General features: G+C 53.9%; 16 protein-coding genes. 4 read left to right on the forward strand and 12 right to left on the reverse strand.

Annotated features, from left to right (window positions below; all coding sequences use genetic code 11):
* The 3 genes from phoU to ABIE02_RS19150 all read left to right on the forward strand — a co-directional run bounded on the left by phoU (position 1) and on the right by ABIE02_RS19150 (position 3,787).
* Entirely contained in the window at positions 1-726 is a 726-nt protein-coding gene (gene phoU, locus ABIE02_RS19140) for a phosphate signaling complex protein PhoU (RefSeq protein ID WP_032615518.1), read from the forward strand.
* A gap of 327 nt (positions 727-1,053) precedes the next feature.
* Complete coding sequence (locus tag ABIE02_RS19145) at positions 1,054-2,592, forward strand: carbohydrate porin (protein ID WP_148569680.1); 1,539 nt, start codon at positions 1,054-1,056, stop codon at positions 2,590-2,592.
* Positions 2,593-2,617: 25 nt separating this feature from the next.
* Positions 2,618-3,787 carry an alpha/beta hydrolase gene (locus tag ABIE02_RS19150; RefSeq protein ID WP_373407758.1) on the forward strand — a complete coding sequence of 390 codons (1,170 nt, stop codon included), beginning with the start codon at positions 2,618-2,620 and terminating at the stop codon, positions 3,785-3,787.
* 40 nt (positions 3,788-3,827) lie between these two features.
* Here ABIE02_RS19150 and yieH read toward each other — a convergent pair whose 3' ends face one another.
* Positions 3,828-4,493 (reverse strand): 6-phosphogluconate phosphatase, encoded by a 666-nt coding sequence (gene yieH / locus ABIE02_RS19155; RefSeq protein WP_032615520.1) that lies wholly within the window; start codon positions 4,491-4,493, stop codon positions 3,828-3,830.
* Between the two features lie 168 nt (positions 4,494-4,661).
* Between yieH and ABIE02_RS19160 the strand changes: the two genes are divergently transcribed.
* Complete coding sequence (locus ABIE02_RS19160) at positions 4,662-5,996, forward strand: NCS2 family permease (protein WP_141242333.1); 1,335 nt, start codon at positions 4,662-4,664, stop codon at positions 5,994-5,996.
* Positions 5,997-6,105: 109 nt separating this feature from the next.
* Here ABIE02_RS19160 and ABIE02_RS19165 read toward each other — a convergent pair whose 3' ends face one another.
* The 11 genes from ABIE02_RS19165 to rnpA form a co-directional block, all read right to left on the reverse strand.
* The gene (locus ABIE02_RS19165; protein ID WP_336995119.1) at positions 6,106-6,672 is read right to left on the reverse strand and encodes an NADPH-dependent FMN reductase; all 567 of its coding nucleotides are present in this window, start codon (positions 6,670-6,672) and stop codon (positions 6,106-6,108) included.
* 20 nt (positions 6,673-6,692) lie between these two features.
* The gene (locus tag ABIE02_RS19170) at positions 6,693-7,439 is read right to left on the reverse strand and encodes a 4'-phosphopantetheinyl transferase family protein (RefSeq protein WP_032615523.1); all 747 of its coding nucleotides are present in this window, start codon (positions 7,437-7,439) and stop codon (positions 6,693-6,695) included.
* Between the two features lie 124 nt (positions 7,440-7,563).
* A complete protein-coding gene (gene yidZ, locus ABIE02_RS19175) occupies positions 7,564-8,544 on the reverse strand; it encodes an HTH-type transcriptional regulator YidZ (RefSeq protein ID WP_032615525.1) in 981 nt (326 codons plus the stop codon).
* Entirely contained in the window at positions 8,513-9,688 is a 1,176-nt protein-coding gene (locus ABIE02_RS19180) for an MFS transporter (protein ID WP_164541175.1), read from the reverse strand. The genes yidZ and ABIE02_RS19180 overlap by 32 nt, the downstream gene beginning before the upstream one ends.
* 129 nt (positions 9,689-9,817) lie before the next feature.
* A complete protein-coding gene (gene tnaB / locus ABIE02_RS19185; RefSeq protein ID WP_151586780.1) occupies positions 9,818-11,074 on the reverse strand; it encodes a low affinity tryptophan permease TnaB in 1,257 nt (418 codons plus the stop codon).
* An 87-nt stretch (positions 11,075-11,161) separates the two neighbouring features.
* Entirely contained in the window at positions 11,162-12,577 is a 1,416-nt protein-coding gene (tnaA, locus tag ABIE02_RS19190; RefSeq protein WP_032615529.1) for a tryptophanase, read from the reverse strand.
* 228 nt (positions 12,578-12,805) lie between these two features.
* Positions 12,806-12,883: a tryptophanase leader peptide gene (gene tnaC / locus ABIE02_RS19195; protein WP_350028380.1), complete on the reverse strand. Its 78-nt coding sequence runs from the start codon at positions 12,881-12,883 to the stop codon at positions 12,806-12,808.
* Positions 12,884-13,075: 192 nt separating this feature from the next.
* On the reverse strand, positions 13,076-14,440 hold the full coding sequence (mnmE, locus tag ABIE02_RS19200) for a tRNA uridine-5-carboxymethylaminomethyl(34) synthesis GTPase MnmE (RefSeq protein WP_032615530.1): 1,365 nt from the start codon (positions 14,438-14,440) through the stop codon (positions 13,076-13,078).
* Between the two features lie 103 nt (positions 14,441-14,543).
* Positions 14,544-16,184, reverse strand: coding sequence for a membrane protein insertase YidC (gene yidC, locus ABIE02_RS19205; RefSeq protein ID WP_032615531.1), 1,641 nt, complete (start codon positions 16,182-16,184; stop codon positions 14,544-14,546).
* Between the two features lie 2 nt (positions 16,185-16,186).
* On the reverse strand, positions 16,187-16,444 hold the full coding sequence (gene yidD / locus ABIE02_RS19210; protein ID WP_015585463.1) for a membrane protein insertion efficiency factor YidD: 258 nt from the start codon (positions 16,442-16,444) through the stop codon (positions 16,187-16,189).
* The gene (rnpA, locus tag ABIE02_RS19215) at positions 16,408-16,767 is read right to left on the reverse strand and encodes a ribonuclease P protein component (protein WP_014072458.1); all 360 of its coding nucleotides are present in this window, start codon (positions 16,765-16,767) and stop codon (positions 16,408-16,410) included. Before rnpA ends, yidD begins: the two co-directional genes overlap by 37 nt.
* Positions 16,768-16,774: the final 7 nt, after the last annotated feature.

A 16,774-nucleotide genomic window follows, 5' to 3' on the forward strand; every position in this document is an offset into this window, starting at 1 on the left:
ATGGATAATCTCAATCTTAATAAACACATTTCCGGCCAGTTCAACGCAGAGCTGGAAAGTATCCGCACCCAGGTGATGACCATGGGCGGAATGGTAGAGCAGCAGCTTTCTGATGCCATCACCGCGATGCACAACCAGGACAGCGAGCTGGCGAAGCGTGTGGTGGAAGGCGACAAACACGTCAACATGATGGAAGTGGCGATTGACGAAGCCTGCGTACGCATCATCGCCAAGCGTCAGCCGACGGCGAGCGACCTGCGTCTGGTCATGGCGATCATCAAAACCATCGCCGAGCTGGAACGTATTGGCGACGTGGCGGACAAAATCTGCCGCACCGCGCTGGAGAAGTTCTCCCAGCAGCACCAGCCGCTGCTGGTGAGTCTGGAGTCGCTGGGCCGTCACACCGTGCAGATGCTGCACGACGTGCTGGATGCCTTTGCGCGTATGGATCTGGATGAAGCCATACGTATCTATCGTGAAGACAAGAAGGTCGATCAGGAGTACGAAGGCATTGTGCGTCAGTTGATGACCTACATGATGGAAGACACGCGCACCATTCCAAGCGTCCTGACTGCTCTGTTCTGCGCCCGCTCTATCGAGCGTATCGGTGACCGTTGCCAGAACATTTGCGAATACATCTTCTACTTCGTGAAGGGCCAGGATTTCCGTCACGTTGGCGGGGATGAACTGGACAAAATGCTCGCCGGAAAAGATCCGAAAGAGTAATGCCTCCCGTAACGCCAGCTAAGCTGGCGTTATATTTAAATATCTAAATATTTCCCCTGCGAATAACTCTTTTCTCTCTCGTGCAATAATATTGCCGACAGTCACATTTCAATATTTTTCCGGTTGTTTTCTTTTCTCTTCTCCCTTAAAACATTCCGACGTTAACGCAAGCCCCAGAAATACGTTAATGCGCTAATTACGTTATTAAGCAAAACTGGATTGTTACCGCTATTAAGCGGGCAAAACCTGAAAGTGATTATCTCCATGCGGAGGTAAATCGCTTTCAGGTTTTTTTATTTTTAAAATAAATAAACAGGAACGCGTATTATGTTCAGGAGAACCCTTATTACCTCGGCCATTTTAATGATGACCCCTCTCGCTCAGGCTGGCGCGGCGTCGTTAACGGTGGAGCAGCGCCTTGAATTGCTGGAAAAGGCGTTAAAAGAGACCCAGGCAGAGCTTCAGCAATATAAGGATAAGGAGATCGTCAAAACACAGGCCACCAGCCCGGCGAAAAAGCCCGATGCCGTACTGGTTAAAACGGAGGACACCCATACCGGGGATAGTTATTCCTCTGTCACCCTGAAAGACTTCAGTAAATTCGTGAAGGATGAAATTGGCTTCAGCTATAACGGCTACTTCCGCTCCGGCTGGGGCACCGCATCCCATGGCGCCCCAAAATCCTGGGCTATTGGCTCGCTGGGGCGATTGGGCAACGAATATTCCGGCTGGTTCGACTTACAGCTTAAGCAGCGGGTCTATCACGAAGGCAATAAACGCGTCGATGCTATTGTGATGCTGGATGGCAACGTGAGTCAGCAGTACTCCACCGGCTGGTTTGGCGATAACGCGGGCGGAGAGAACTATTTGCAATTCTCCGATATGTACGTCACCACCCAGGGCTTCCTGCCGTTTGCCCCGGAGGCGGATTTCTGGGTCGGGAAGCATGGCGCGCCGAAGATCGAAATCCAGATGCTGGACTGGAAAACCCAACGAACGGATGCCGCTGCGGGCGTCGGGCTGGAAAACTGGAAAGTGGGTCCAGGCAAGGTGGATATTGCGCTGGTGCGTGAAGACGTGGATGACTATGACCGTCAGCTTAAAAACAAGCAGCAGCTGAATACAAATACCATCGACCTGCGTTATAAGGAGCTGCCGCTGTGGGACAAAGCCTCGCTGATGGTCAGCGGGCGCTACGTCGCGGCCAATCAAAGCTCCAGCGAGAAGTATAATCAGGACAATAACGGCTATTATCCGTGGAAAGATACCTGGATGGTCGGCACCACCTTAACGCAAAAACTGGATACGGGCGGTTTCAACGAGTTTTCCGTCCTGCTGGCGAATAACTCCATTGCCAGCAGCTTCTCGCGTTATGCCGGTTCCAGTCCCTTTACCACTTTCAACGGCAGATATTACGGCGATCATACCAACGGGACGGCGGTACGGGTAGCCTCGCAGGGGGAGATGTATCTGCGGGATAACATCATCATGGCCAATGCGCTGGTCTACTCCTTCGGCAATGACATTTACAGCTATGAAACCGGTGCCCATTCCGATTTCGAGTCCATTCGCGCCGTTGTTCGCCCGGCCTATATCTGGGATCAATATAATCAAACCGGCGTTGAGCTGGGTTATTTCAGACAGCAAAATACCGATCTGACCGGCAATAAATATTATGAGTCAGGCTATAAAGCCACGCTGTTCCATACCTTCAAAGTAAATACCAGTATGTTGACCTCCCGCCCGGAACTGCGTTTTTATGGAACGTATATTAAAGCGGACGAGACGGATTTAGATAATTTCACCTTTGAAGACCAAAAAAAGGATCAGTTTGCCATTGGCGCGCAGGCTGAAATCTGGTGGTAACCGGATCGCATTAAGGAATTTATTAATGAAACGCATGAAAACAGCTTTATCTGTTATTACGCTCTGTTTATCTCTTGGGCCATCGGCGTTTGCGGCAGATCTCCCCGCCGCTCCGGATCCTGCTCATCCACTGAGCCAGTATGTCACTCAGGTTAATGCCGACAATACGGTGACGTTTCGCTACTTCGCTCCGATGGCAAAAAGCGTATCGGTGGTGGTGGGTGTTCCGACCCCGGAAAATATCCATCCGATGACCAAAGACGCCTCGGGGCTCTGGAGCTGGCAAGGACCGGTAATGCAGCCCAATCTGTATGAATACTTCTTCAACGTCGACGGCGTGCGCAGCATTGATACTGGCACGGCGATGACCAAGCCGCAGCGCCAGGTGAACACCAGCATGGTGCTGGTACCGGGCGGTATTCTGGATGTTAACCCGGTGCCGCATGGCGATCTGATTACCCTGACCTATCATTCGTCGGCGCTCAAGTCGGAGCGTCAGCTGTTCGTCTGGACGCCGCCGGGTTACAGCGGAAAAGAAAAGCCGCTGCCGGTGCTCTATTTCTATCATGGCTTCGGTGATACGGGACGTTCGGCTATCGATCAGGGTCGTATCGCGCAGATCATGGATAACCTGCTCGCGGCCGGAAAGATTAAACCAATGCTGGTGGTGGTACCGGACACGGAAACCGATGCTGAAGGGATTGTTCCTGAAACCTTCGTACCGAATGAGCGTCGCAAAGCGTTCTACCCGCTAAATGCTCAGGCTGCCGATCGGGAGCTAATGAACGACATCATTCCGCTGATAAGCCAGCGGTTTAACGTGCGCGATGATGCCGAAGGGCGCGCGCTGGCGGGACTGTCGCAGGGTGGATATCAGGCGCTGGTTTCCGGGATGAATCATCTTGAACACTTTGGCTGGCTGGCCACGTTTAGCGGCGTGACCACCACTACGGTGCCGGATGCGGGGGTCAGCGCACGACTTAACGATCCCCAGGCCATCAATAAGCAGCTACGCAATTTCACCGTCGTGGTGGGCGAGAAAGATGTGGTGACGGGTAAGGATATCGCCGGGCTGAAGCAGGAGCTGGAGAAACGCCAGATTGCATTCGATTATCACGAGTATCCGGGTCTGAACCATGAGATGGATGTCTGGCGACCTGCCTACGCGGAATTTGTCCAGAAGCTGTTTAAATAGCAAAAAGCCGTAAAGCGAGTCGCTTTACGGCTTATTCGTTTTAGCGGGTAAGGTGCCAGCCGCGTGCTTTCCACAGTTCTGGCAACTGGGCCAGATCGGTAAAGGTGGTCACTTTCGGATGGTCGAGCGGCGGGTTGTGCGGATCGGCGCAGAAGTAAAACACCTCCATGCCCGCCGCGATCCCCGCCTGCGCCCCTGCGCTGGAGTCATCCACCAGGATGCAGTTCTCCACGTTAACGTTCATGGCTTTCGCCGCGTGGAACATCATGGCCGGATCGGGTTTCCAGCGCTGGATATCGTAGCCGCTGAACAGTTTTTCCGGGAAGTGGTGCAGCATTTGTAACTTGCCAAGGGAGTGCTGCATTTTGCTCACCGGGCCGTTAGAGACCACGCACATCGGCACAGCCATAGCATCCAGTAAGGCGCTGGCCCCGGCGATTGCTTCCAGTTCTGAGTCGAAGAGGCGTGCGACCTCGGCGCGGTAAACAGGCTCCAAATCCGCTTTCGCGAGGCTGACGCCGTGTTCGGCGTTAATAATGTCGATGATTTCGTAGAGCTTCACGCCTTTAAAACGTTTGAACGTCTCTTCGAGATCGAGCGTGATACCAAATTCCTGGAACATAGTGACATACGCCCGGGAACAGATGACCTCACTGTCGACCAACGTACCGTCGCAGTCGAAAAATACCGCATCAATCTGAGACATGCATTTCCCTTTCTTAACAAGTTTAACGTTTACGTACCGCATTACGTTGAGACGCAATCGTTGCCGTATAAGCAAATTCAATGAAAAAAAGTGCTTCTCAACCACCCCTATTGTCGCATTTTGGTATAGGATAGCGACGGATTTTCCCTCCTTGTTCGGAAATAGATAATGAGTCAACAACACACTACCCAGTCTTCTGGCGCGGGTTTGCTTGAGCGCGTGTTTAAACTGCGCGAACACGGCACAACGGCACGCACCGAAGTGATCGCGGGTTTCACTACCTTCCTGACGATGGTCTATATCGTTTTCGTGAACCCACAAATTCTGGGCGTTGCTGGCATGGATACCAGCGCCGTCTTCGTGACTACCTGTCTGATCGCCGCCTTCGGCAGCATCCTGATGGGGCTGTTCGCTAACCTGCCGGTTGCTCTGGCACCTGCGATGGGTCTGAATGCTTTCTTCGCCTTCGTGGTGGTGCAGGCTATGGGCCTGCCGTGGCAGGTGGGTATGGGCGCGATCTTCTGGGGCGCGGTTGGCCTGCTGATCCTGACCATTTTCCGCGTGCGTTACTGGATGATTGCCAATATCCCGGTTAGCCTGCGTGTGGGCATCACCAGCGGTATCGGTCTTTTCATTGGCATGATGGGGCTGAAAAATGCCGGTGTGATCGTGGCAAACCCGGAAACGCTGGTCAGCATCGGTAAACTGACCTCTCACAGCGTGCTGCTGGGCGTGCTGGGCTTCTTTATCATTGCGATTCTGGCCTCACGCAATATCCACGCGGCGGTTTTAGTCTCCATTATCGTTACCACCCTTCTGGGCTGGATGTTGGGCGATGTGCACTACAACGGCATTGTCTCTGCGCCGCCAAGCGTGACCACCGTGATTGGCCATGTCGATCTGGCAGGTTCGCTGAACCTGGGCCTGGCCGGGGTGATCTTCTCCTTCATGCTGGTAAACCTGTTTGACTCCTCCGGGACGCTGATTGGTGTGACCGACAAAGCCGGTCTGGCGGATGAGAAGGGCAAATTCCCGCGCATGAAGCAGGCGCTGTTCGTGGACAGTATCTCTTCCGTAACCGGCTCCTTTATCGGCACCTCGTCCGTGACCGCCTATATCGAGTCCTCTTCCGGGGTTTCCGTTGGTGGCCGTACCGGTCTGACCGCGGTGGTCGTGGGTCTGTTGTTCCTGCTGGTGATCTTCCTTTCACCGCTGGCGGGCATGGTGCCGCCGTATGCGGCCGCTGGCGCGCTGATCTACGTGGGCGTGCTGATGACCTCCAGTCTGTCGCGCGTGAAGTGGGACGACCTGACCGAAGCGGTTCCGGCATTTATTACCGCCGTGATGATGCCGTTTAGCTTCTCCATCACCGAAGGGATTGCGCTGGGCTTTATCTCTTACTGCGTGATGAAGGCGGGCACCGGACGCTGGCGTGAAATCAGCCCGTGCGTGATGGTTGTTGCGCTGCTGTTCGTGCTGAAAATTGCGTTTATTGATGCATAATAAAAAATAAAAACAGCAACTTAGGTTGCTGTTTTTAGTGTTTGCATCCTCTCCCTATGGGAGAGGACCGGGGTGAGGGCGTCAGCCGCACTCACCCTGAACTCTTCCCCTACGCTTTAACCCGCTGGATATACTTCCCAAACGCGCTCAGCTGACCGGTCAGATGGTCCAGGGTGCTCTGATCGATCACTTCACCCGTCTGTGGGTCCACCTTGTTCTGAATCACGCCGCCCATAAATTCCGGCTTGTTCATCACCATCGCATCCAGGAACACCAGGATCTGGCGCAGATGATACTGACAACGCGCGCCACCAATCGCCCCCATTGAGCTGGTCTGGATCAGCACCGGTTTACCGGCCAGCGGCTGCTCTGGCAGGCGAGAAAGCCAGTCAATGGCGTTCTTCAGGCCACCCGGCACCGAGTAGTTATATTCCGGGGTGACAATCACCACGCCGTCCGCTTCGCGGATCTGCGCTGCCAGCGCTTCTACGGCAGCCGGGAAACCCTCTTCCTGCTGCACATCCGCGTCATACAGTGGAATATCGCCAATCGACAGCAGGGCGGTAACTTCCATGCCCTCAGGCGCCAGTTTCGGCAGCGTGCGGGCAACCATCCCGTTAAATGAACCCTTGCGCAGGCTTCCCAGTAACGTAACAACCTTCAACGTATCAGACATCACGACTCCTTTATGAAAGGTCAGGTGAGAATAATGGCTTTTTCTGCCGGAAGACTGGTCAGACGCATCAGGCGTGCGGCCGGTTCGTTCGCCCGGGCGGGAACGTCCGGCAGGCTGTGCCATCCGAGGCGGCTGTCAAACTCCCAAATTTTTAACCGTTCAATGCCCGGAGTAACGGCGATAGACCAGATCAGGAAGTCTTCGGCGTCGCTTAAAGCTTCTACCTGTCCGGCTCTGGAGGCCCGCAGACGGCCGGAGCCAGGTAACAGTTGCAGCAGGCTGGCGCAATCACTGGCCTCGCCTGAAAGCTTAAGTATGCTCTGACGCAGGGTGATCAGCTGCGCTCTGGCTTCGTAGGGATCGTTCTGGTTACGCACCCATAAGTTCTCGTTGCTGGAGAGCGGGTAGACGTCATGGGCATGGGATCCATCCGGGGCGCGAAACGCGCGTTGTAGTTCCATATCCAGACCACAATCGCCCTCTGTCGTCAGCGCCAGGCCCACGATATTGCCGGCATAGGCAATGGAAAAACGGGGAAGCTCGGGATCGGCAAAAACAGGGCGACCCTCGGGTTCGGTTATCACCTTCGGCAGCTCGCTGGTGCCATAAAGCATAAACAAGAGTTCAGCGAGCAGCGCCCGGGAAGCCAAAAATCGTGTTCGGCGATGTTCAGGAAGCTTCCGCGCTTCGTTATGACAGGATGAAGAGAGTCTGGATGAAATCTGCAGCCCCTCGGTCAGTGTCCCTCGTGCAAAATGCGTAGCCATTTTTCGCTCCATGATAATGGTCAGTGGTTAGGTTAAACGGTTACATCATTATCGCTTAACTCACTTATTGTTTTAATGGCTAAATGGAAGTAAGGAAAGTTTTGCGGCGGAACTTTACATTTTCTCAGGCGAAAACAGGTGCCTGGCGTAGCGGCGGGCTATACAGCGTCTTGATCGTCTCTCTCAGCCAGAGCGTTTTCGGGTTATGGCTATTCCGCTTATGCCAGATCAGCGTAAAAGGCACGGTAAGTTTCTGGGCCTGCGCTTCATCAATGGGGATCGGCAGGGTGACCAGCTTTCGCTGGTGGAGCTGATTGTAGTGATGGCAGTAGTGCGGGGCAGTGGCAATGTAGTTATGACCCGGCTGCGCCGCCATAAACATGGACTGCTCGAATCCGGGCAGGCTCATGGCGATATTACGGGTTCGCCCCATCTCTCTTAGCACTTCATCCAGCGCCCAGGTGTCGCTGCGCTCCCAGAAGATGCTGATATGCGGGTAACGCAGAAAAGTTTCGAGGTTCCACTCCTCCTGAAGCGCGGGATGGTCTTCACGCAGATAGACGCAGGGGCGGTCGCTGAACAGAATTTCGTAGTCGATAAACCATGGCATGAGCTTTAACAGCTCCCGGGAGCGGGGGTGCGTTTCGCGCCCTGTAAAACCGAGATCGACTTCTCCGCGAGTGATGGCGTCCAGCGAATCGTAATCCCAGTGGCGCATCTTTACCGTGGCCTGCGGATAACGCTGGTTCACCTGCGCCAGCAGGGCGTTAAAACGGATCAGCATTAACGGCGTTTCTGCCGCCAGCTCAAAGGTAAGGCCGCCGGGAGAGTCATGGTGGAATTTATCGAGGATCTGGTTGCCAATCTGCATCCAGTCGGCCAGGTCCTGCTCCAGGCTTACCGTCAGCGGTGTTGGCAGCAGCCCCAGCGGGGTCTTCACAAACAGCGGATCGTCAAACCAGTCGCGCAGCTTCGCCAGCGATTTACTCACCGCGGACGGGGTGACGTTCATCCGTTTCGCGGCTTTCGTTACGCTGCGTTCCTGCAGCAACAGCTGCAGGCACAACAGGAGATTAAGATCGAGACTGCTGAGGGGCTTCTTCATGATGCGCTGCCGGTCGGATAAGCAAAAGGAGGAGAATGCAGAGCATGCTACAACCAATCAGCACCCCGATCAGCATATTCAGCGCATTGAGTCCCATTATGGCCGCCAGCCAAATCCACAGCGAAGAGCCGCAGACCTGGGCGATACCCAACACCGAGCTTGCCACCCCGGCGCGCAGGGCGAACGGGCCAAGCGCCTGGCTCATCGCCACACCAAAGCCTACCGAGAACCCGGCGCAGATGAGCGTAATACCCGCCAGCATCAGGGCGTGGGTACTCGCCGTCGCCAGAATCACCCCGGCCACCAGGAACAGCACCTGTGAAGTGAGCATCAATGTACGCTGTTTAAAGAGATTCAGGGCAAAGGGGGTCGAGAACGACACGGCCATACTGACCAGCGCGGTTAAGGCCATCACCATGGAATACTCCCCGCGATCGAAGCCCAAGGTCTCCATCAGCAACACCGGGGAAACGTTTACATAGGTGAGGATCACCGCCACGCTCAGGGTGGTGATCAACAACCGGCTGATAAAGAAGCGGTTGAGCAGCTTTTCGTCCGGGGGAATCGACGCGGTATGACCCCTGTTTTGTGCCCCGGGATGGGTTTCTCTCAGTACCGTGATCGACAGGATAAAGACCAGCATTCCCATCGCCGCCATCGTCCAGAAGAGGCTCTGCCACGGGAATTTCAGCATGATCAGGTAGCCCACCACTGGCGCAAGCACCGGGATAATACAGGTGATGCCATTCATCATGGAGAGCACTTTGGCGCGGCGCTGGGCGCTTAAGGTATCGCGCAGGATCGCAAAGGCCACCACGTAGCACCCGCCCGCGCCGACACCCTGGATAAAGCGCCCGGTGAGGAACAGCGAACTCTCTTCTGCCAGCGAGCACAGCACGGAGGAGAGCGCAAAAATCACTGCCCCGGTAATGGCGACCGGCTGCCGCCCGGCTTTGTCAGCAACCTTCCCGGCAAACACCATCGACGACGCCATCCCCGCGAGGTAGGCCGAAAACGCGATATGCAGCTGCGCCTCGCTGGCGCCCAGATCGCGGGCGATGTGCGGCAACCCCACCAGATACATATCAATGCCTGATGGATAAAGCAGCACCAGCGCAAAACTACAAAACAGAAAACGAGCCATAACACCCCCATAAAGACAGGCATGAAGCATAGGGGGAGAAAGGAAATGTGGCGAGTTGCCATTTGGACAAAGGTGATTTCCTTACAGGAAATCACCTCAGAATAGACCGCGTGTAAACGTCAGGCTGGCTCAACCAAAGCGCGGCAGGAAATTAAAGATATTCCCGAACCAGCAAATAATGACCGCGACACCAAACAGGATCACCAGCGAGGGGATCATCATGCCGCCCCAGACGGTGAACATCTGATTCGGGAATTTCTTCCGCGCTTTCAACGCCAGAACCGCAGGAATAATCACCGCCCAGATGGTCGCACACAGTCCTGCACCGCCAATGCCGTAGATAAACCCATTCGGGAAGATCAGATAGAGGATCGTGGGGGGCAGGAAGGTCAGCATGATCGTTTTCAGACGACCGGACGGTGAATTGTCGAGCTTAAAGAGGTCGGCAAGATAGTCGAACAACCCCAGTGTGACGCCAAAGAAGGAGCTGGCCACGGCTAGATTAGAGAAAACCAGTAAGCAAAATTCGATAACGCCGTGCTGCCGGGTGCCGAGGAAGGATTTTACCAGTGAATCGACGTTCCCCCCTGACGAGATGATCTCGTTGAAGCTGTCGCGGGTAATGTTCCCCATCGTGCAATACAGCCAGAACAGATAGATAAACAGCGCCAGCAGGGAGCCAAACACCAGGCTTTTAATCAGCTTATCTTTCCGCTTCCCATAGCAGATGATGAGGCTGGGAATGTTGCCGTGAAAACCAAACGATGCCAGGCAGACGGGCAAGGCCATGAAGATATAGGGGAAGTAGGTGGTATGGCTGGCTGATGTGACGTTGATATCTCTTAATATGCCGTAATCAACCTGAAAGAAGAATGATCCAAATACAACGATAAAGGCGATGATCTTAATGCCTAAAAACAGCGAGGTAATTCTGCTGGCGGCTAATGAGCTAAACCACAACACGGCCGCGACAAACAGCGCTGTACACACACCCACGATGCGGGGATTGACGTGCGTCCCCTGATTCATGGCGATAGTTTCACTTATTATTGCGCCGTTGGCGGAGATATAGGCATACGTCAGGATATAAAGAACAAATGCAACCGTTAGACCGCTTACGATATTCCATCTGTTACCAATCAGATCTTTTGTAACCGTATTAAAACTGGAACCGACAGGATAGTTTAAATTAGCTTCCAGTAATAACAGCCCGGAGTGAAGCATTGAAAACCAGGCAATAATTAAAATAAACGCGCCCCAAAAAAACCATGCCCCTGCCAAATCTACGGGTAAAGCAAACATCCCCCCGCCAATAACTGTACCTGCTATAACCATGACACCCCATACCGAGGAGTGTTTAGTTTCTAACTCTAAACTTTGTTCCATGGTGCCCCCATCAATGTGGCAAGCTTGATGTTGTTGATATAGTTTTTTTCGGGTGGCTAAAATTATTTAGCCACCCAGGGAGTGAAGTTAAACTTCTTTGAGTTTGGCAGTGAAGTGGCGTAATACTTTTGGTTCGTAGGTAAAGGTTAATCCTTTAATATTCATCGCATTTTCTTTGACGTGCTTAAAGGCTTCGACGATGAAATCCATATGGGATTGCGTATAGGTTGCGCGTGGAATGGTTAAACGCAGTAATTCTGCGGGGCAAGGTAACTGCTTGCCCGTTTTCGGATCGCGGCCTAACAGGAATGAACCAATTTCCACTGCGCGAATGCCTGCGACTTTATAAAGCTCACAGGCCAGCGCCTGCGCCGGGAACTGCTCCGCTGGAATATGCGGTAAAAGCTTGCCCGCATCCACAAAGGCAGCATGGCCGCCCGCCTGCTGGCAAACTACGCCGATTGCTTCCAGGCCATCGACCAGGTATTGCACCTGATTAATCCGGTATGCCAGCCAGTCCTGGCCCATGCCGTCATGCAGGCCGACAGCCAGGCGTTCCATGGCACCCCCTTCCAGGCCGCCGTAAGTCGGGAAGCCTTCCTGGACGACGCACAAGGTTCTGCACTCGGTATAAACATCGAAATAATCGTCATTCTTGATGCACAGCAGCCCACCCATCGGCACCATGGCATCCTTTTTCGCCGACATGGCCAGCATATCCGCGTACTTGTAGGTCTCGCGGGTGATTTCTGCAATGCTCCAGTCTTTATATTCCGCCTCACGTTTTTGAATAAAGTAGGCGTTCTCTGCAAAGCGCGCGGAATCCATGACGACCGGGATATCGTATTTTCTGGCAATCGCATACATCGCCTTCAGGTTCGCCAGTGACACCGGCTGCCCACCGGCAGAGTTGCTGGTGATAGTCGCGACAATATAAGGCACATTGCTCGCACCCACTTCCTCGATGCCGTTTTCCAGTCCCTGTAGGTCAAAATTGCCTTTAAAATCGTAACGGACGCCGGTATCAAACGCTTCCTTAATATAGACGTTGCGCACGGTGCAGCCATTTATCTGGCTATGACCCTGGGTGGTATCAAAGAAGTAGTTTGAGAAGGCGACCATTTTCGTGCGATCTAAGCCTTTTTCCTGTTCGCGTTTTTTGATTAAGACAGGAATATAGATCTGCTCAGCGCCGCGTCCCTGGTGTGTTGGGATGGTATATTGATAGCCGAAAATCTCCTTCACGGCGTTGGACAGTGCATAGTAGCTACGGCTTCCACTGTAGGCTTCGTCACCGCGCAGCATAGCGGCCTGCATATTTTGAGTGACTGCGCCGGTGCCGCTGTCGGTCAGTAAATCAATAAACACGTCCTCGCTATCCAGCAGGAAGGGGTTCATGCCTGATTGAATAATCGCGTTTTCGCGATGCTCCCTTGTAGTGCGCTTAACCGGCTCAATAACTCTGATGCGAAAGGGTTCTGGTAAATGTTTGAAGTTTTCCATTATATAATTCCTGTTTTTATCGCAGCGATGCTGGTGGTTATTTTTAATAACCATAAAAAGCGGCAAACCTGAGCCATTTATAACGCCACGCAGTCGCGAGATTAATTCTCACAACAGAGGCGTGCAGAGGCACTATTGCGGTTTTATAAGCGCAATGATTTCAGGCATACCGGATAAACAGACTATGAGTCTGTTCAGGTTGCATAGAGAAAAAGAGGCGAAGGGAGATTACGGATGGTGATTGACAATTTTATTGTCAATATTGAACCACTTAGACGTGATGTATGTATTTAAGATAATCATCATTGATTTATCCTCATTAGACACGTTACTACACTATTCTAATGAGAATATTTGTCTATGTGCAGAGATATTAATTGTGATTGTAATCACAGAGAATATAACCGATATATTTACTATTTATTCAGAGAATATAAAAAAGAAAAAGCCACAATAACAGGAGTGTTATGCGGCTTTTTAACAGCTGGCAAAACGGGCTTATTTCCCGATACAGAAGCTCGAGAAAATGCGGCCCAGCAGATCATCCGAAGTGAACTCCCCGGTGATCTCGCTTAACGCCTGCTGCGCCAGACGCAGCTCTTCCGCCAGCAGTTCTCCGGCCCAGGCACCAAGCAGTTGTGCTTTGCCCTGATCCAGATGTTGTGCCGCCTCTTCCAGCGCCTGAAGATGGCGACGACGGGCAAGGAAACCGCCCTCCATGCTGGTATCAAAGCCCATGCTCTGCTTCAGATGGTCGCGCAGCTCATCTACGCCCTCGCCGGTACGCGCCGACAGGCGAATAAGTGAGTGACCATTCACATCGCTGAGGCCCAGCGTTTCACCGGTGACGTCGGCTTTGTTACGTACCACGGTGATCGGCAGATTGGCTGGCAGACGGGCAATAAAGTCCGGCCAGATCGCCGCCGGGTCGACCGCCGCCGTAGTGGTGCCATCTACCATAAACAGCACGCGGTCAGCCTGCTCGATCTCCTGCCAGGCGCGCTCGATACCGATGCGCTCCACTTCGTCGCTGGCATCGCGTAAGCCCGCGGTGTCGATGATATGCAGCGGCATACCGTCGATATGAATATGTTCCCGCAGTACATCGCGAGTGGTGCCGGCAATGTCGGTCACAATTGCGGCTTCGCGACCCGCCAGAGCATTCAGCAGGCTCGATTTCCCGGCATTTGGACGCCCGGCAATGACCACTTTCATCCCTTCGCGCAGCAGGCTGCCCTGACGCGCTTCGGCGCGTACCGCGTCGAGATCGCTCATCACGGCGTTAAGCTGGGCTTCGATTTTGCCATCGGAGAGGAAGTCGATCTCCTCATCCGGGAAATCAATCGCCGCTTCTACGTAGATGCGCAGGTGAGTAAGTGCTTCCACAAGATGATTCACGCGGGCGGAAAAAGCACCCTGCAGTGAGTTCAGGGCGGAGCGTGCGGCCTGCTCGGAGCTGGCGTCGATCAGGTCGGCAATCGCCTCGGCTTGCGCCAGGTCGAGCTTATCGTTCAGGAAGGCGCGCTCGGAGAACTCGCCCGGCCTGGCAATACGCAGCCCTGGCAAAGTCAGAATGCGTTTCAGCAGCAGGTCGAGGATCACCGGCCCGCCGTGGCCCTGCAATTCGAGCACGTCTTCGCCGGTGAAGGAGTTCGGGCCGGGGAACCACAGCGCGATGCCCTGATCCAGCGCAGTTCCGTCAGTATCTTTAAACGGCAGATAGTCGGCGTAGCGCGGCTTTGGCAGTTTACCCAGCACCGCTTCTGCCACCTCGCGCGCCTTCTGGCCGGAGATACGCAGAATGCCCACACCACCGCGTCCCGGTGGGGTTGCCTGGGCGACGATAGTGTCGTTATGGCTCATGGTTTATCTCTTCTAAATGCAATAAAAAAGGCGGTCAATAGACCGCCCTGTCATCACTGCTCTTTTTGCCGGGTGGCGCTTCGCTTACCCGGCCTACTCAGAATCAGGAGCTTTTCTTTTCGCGGCTATGCAGACCACGTTTTTCCAGACCACGGTAGATCAGCTGCTGCTGAAGGATGGTGACCAGGTTGCTGACGATATAGTACAGCACCAGACCTGACGGGAACCACAGGAAGAACACGGTGAAGATGACCGGCATAAAGGTCATGATCTTCTGCTGCATCGGGTCGGTCACGGTGGTTGGTGACATCTTCTGGATGAAGAACATCGTCACGCCCATCAGGATCGGCAGGATGTAGTACGGGTCCTGTGCAGACAGGTCATGGATCCACAGGGCGAACGGCGCATGGCGCAGCTCAACGGAACCCATCAGCATGTAGTACAGCGCAAGGAAGATTGGCATCTGGATCAGCAGCGGGAAGCAGCCACCCAGTGGATTCACTTTCTCGGCTTTATACAGGGCCATCATCTCCTGGCTCTGACGCTGTTTGTCATCGCCCAGACGCTCACGCATAGCCTGAATCTTCGGCTGCAGCATACGCATCTTCGCCATGGAGGTGTACTGCGCTTTGGTCAGCGGGTACATGATGCCACGAACGATAAAGGTGATAACAATGATGGAGAAGCCCCAGTTACCCAGGAAGCTGTGGATCCACTTCAGCAGCTTAAACAGCGGCTGGGAGATGAACCACAACCAACCGTAATCTACGGTCAGATCCAGGTGCGGTGCTACAGCGGCCATCTTGTCCTGGATTTCCGGGCCGACCCAAAGGGTGCTGCCCAGCGTACCGGTTTGACCCGGCTGAACCAGAACCGGCTCAGACTTATAGCCGATAGCGGCAACGCCGTTCAGGTTTGCGGTATAGAAGTTGTTGGAACCGGCGTTATTTGGCACCCATGCAGTCGCGAAATACTGTTGCAGCATTGCCACCCAACCGCCTTTTGAGCTGACGTTCAGGTTTTCGTTATCGGCAATGGTGTCGAATTTGTATTTCTCGTACTTAGTATCTGGCGTGGAGTACGCTGCGCCACGGAAGGTATGCAACGCGAAGTTGTTGCTTCCGGTGTCACGGTGCGACGGCAGATCGATGGTTTGCTTAAGCTGGCCAAAGGTGGAGATTTCCAGCGGTTTCGCGCTGGCGTTCTGCACGTTATAGCCCACGTTCACCGCATACTCACCGCGTTTCAGGGTGAAGGTTTTGGTGAAGGTGTTGCCCGCAGCATCAGTGTAAGTCATCGGGATCGCGAGTTCGTTCTGGCCATCAGCCAGCACAAACGCATCTTTATCGACGTTATACAGCGGACGTGCGCCGTTAGCCGGGTTATCCGGGCCATCACGACCGGTCAGGCCGCTCTGTGCCTGGTAGATAAACTGCGGCGTGGTTTCCAGTAACTGGAACGGCTCGTTAGAACCGAGCTCTTTCGGGTAAGTTACCAGTTGCGCCTGCTCAACATCACCACCACGGGTGTTGATAGTCAGCTCAAGCACATCGGTCTTAACCGTAATCAGTTTACCCTGGCCACTGGCCGGTACGCCCTGGTCGGCGGCGCTACCCGCTGCGGTGGTCGTTGTCTGCGTGACCTGCTGCTGAGGTTGAGGATTTTTATCCTGCTCCCAAGCCTGGAAGATCATGAAAGACACGAACAACAAAGCGATGATAAGAAGATTGCGTTGCGAATCCATCGTTAGTGTTCTCTGGTATCAAAAGGTCCTGGAGGGACGGGATCGTCTCCACCTGGGTGTAAAGGGTGGCATTTTAATACGCGTTTCACCGTCAACCAACTGCCTTTTATCACTCCAAACCTGCGCAATGCCTCAATTCCGTAGCTTGAGCATGTTGGCGTGAAACGGCAGTGTGGCCCGAGTAGCGGACTAATCAGGCGTTGATAGACCCGGATAAGGCCGATCAGGACCCGTGAGCCAGGCGACAGTGGCGGCGCCATAATTTTTCCAACGCTTCCGAGAGAGCACGGTTATCGAGGTCGGCAACCCCTTTTTTTGCCACCACCACGAAATCCATTGAAGGCAGTTCATGTTGACGTAAACGGAAGCTTTCACGCGTCAGACGTTTAATCCGATTGCGTTCATGCGCACGCTTAACATTTTTTTTGGCGACAGTGAGACCGATACGGGGATGCCCCAGCGAATTTTGGCGGCCGAGGATGGTGATTTGCGGCGTGCCAGCCCGTTGTGGCTGCTGGAAGACGAAAGTGAAATGAGTGGGAGTTAACAAACGTAACTCCCTGGGAAATGCTAGCTTAACCACGCAGGGG

The organism is Leclercia sp. 1548 (assembly GCF_050435045.1).
Classification (GTDB): Bacteria; Pseudomonadota; Gammaproteobacteria; order Enterobacterales; family Enterobacteriaceae; genus Enterobacter; species Enterobacter adecarboxylatus.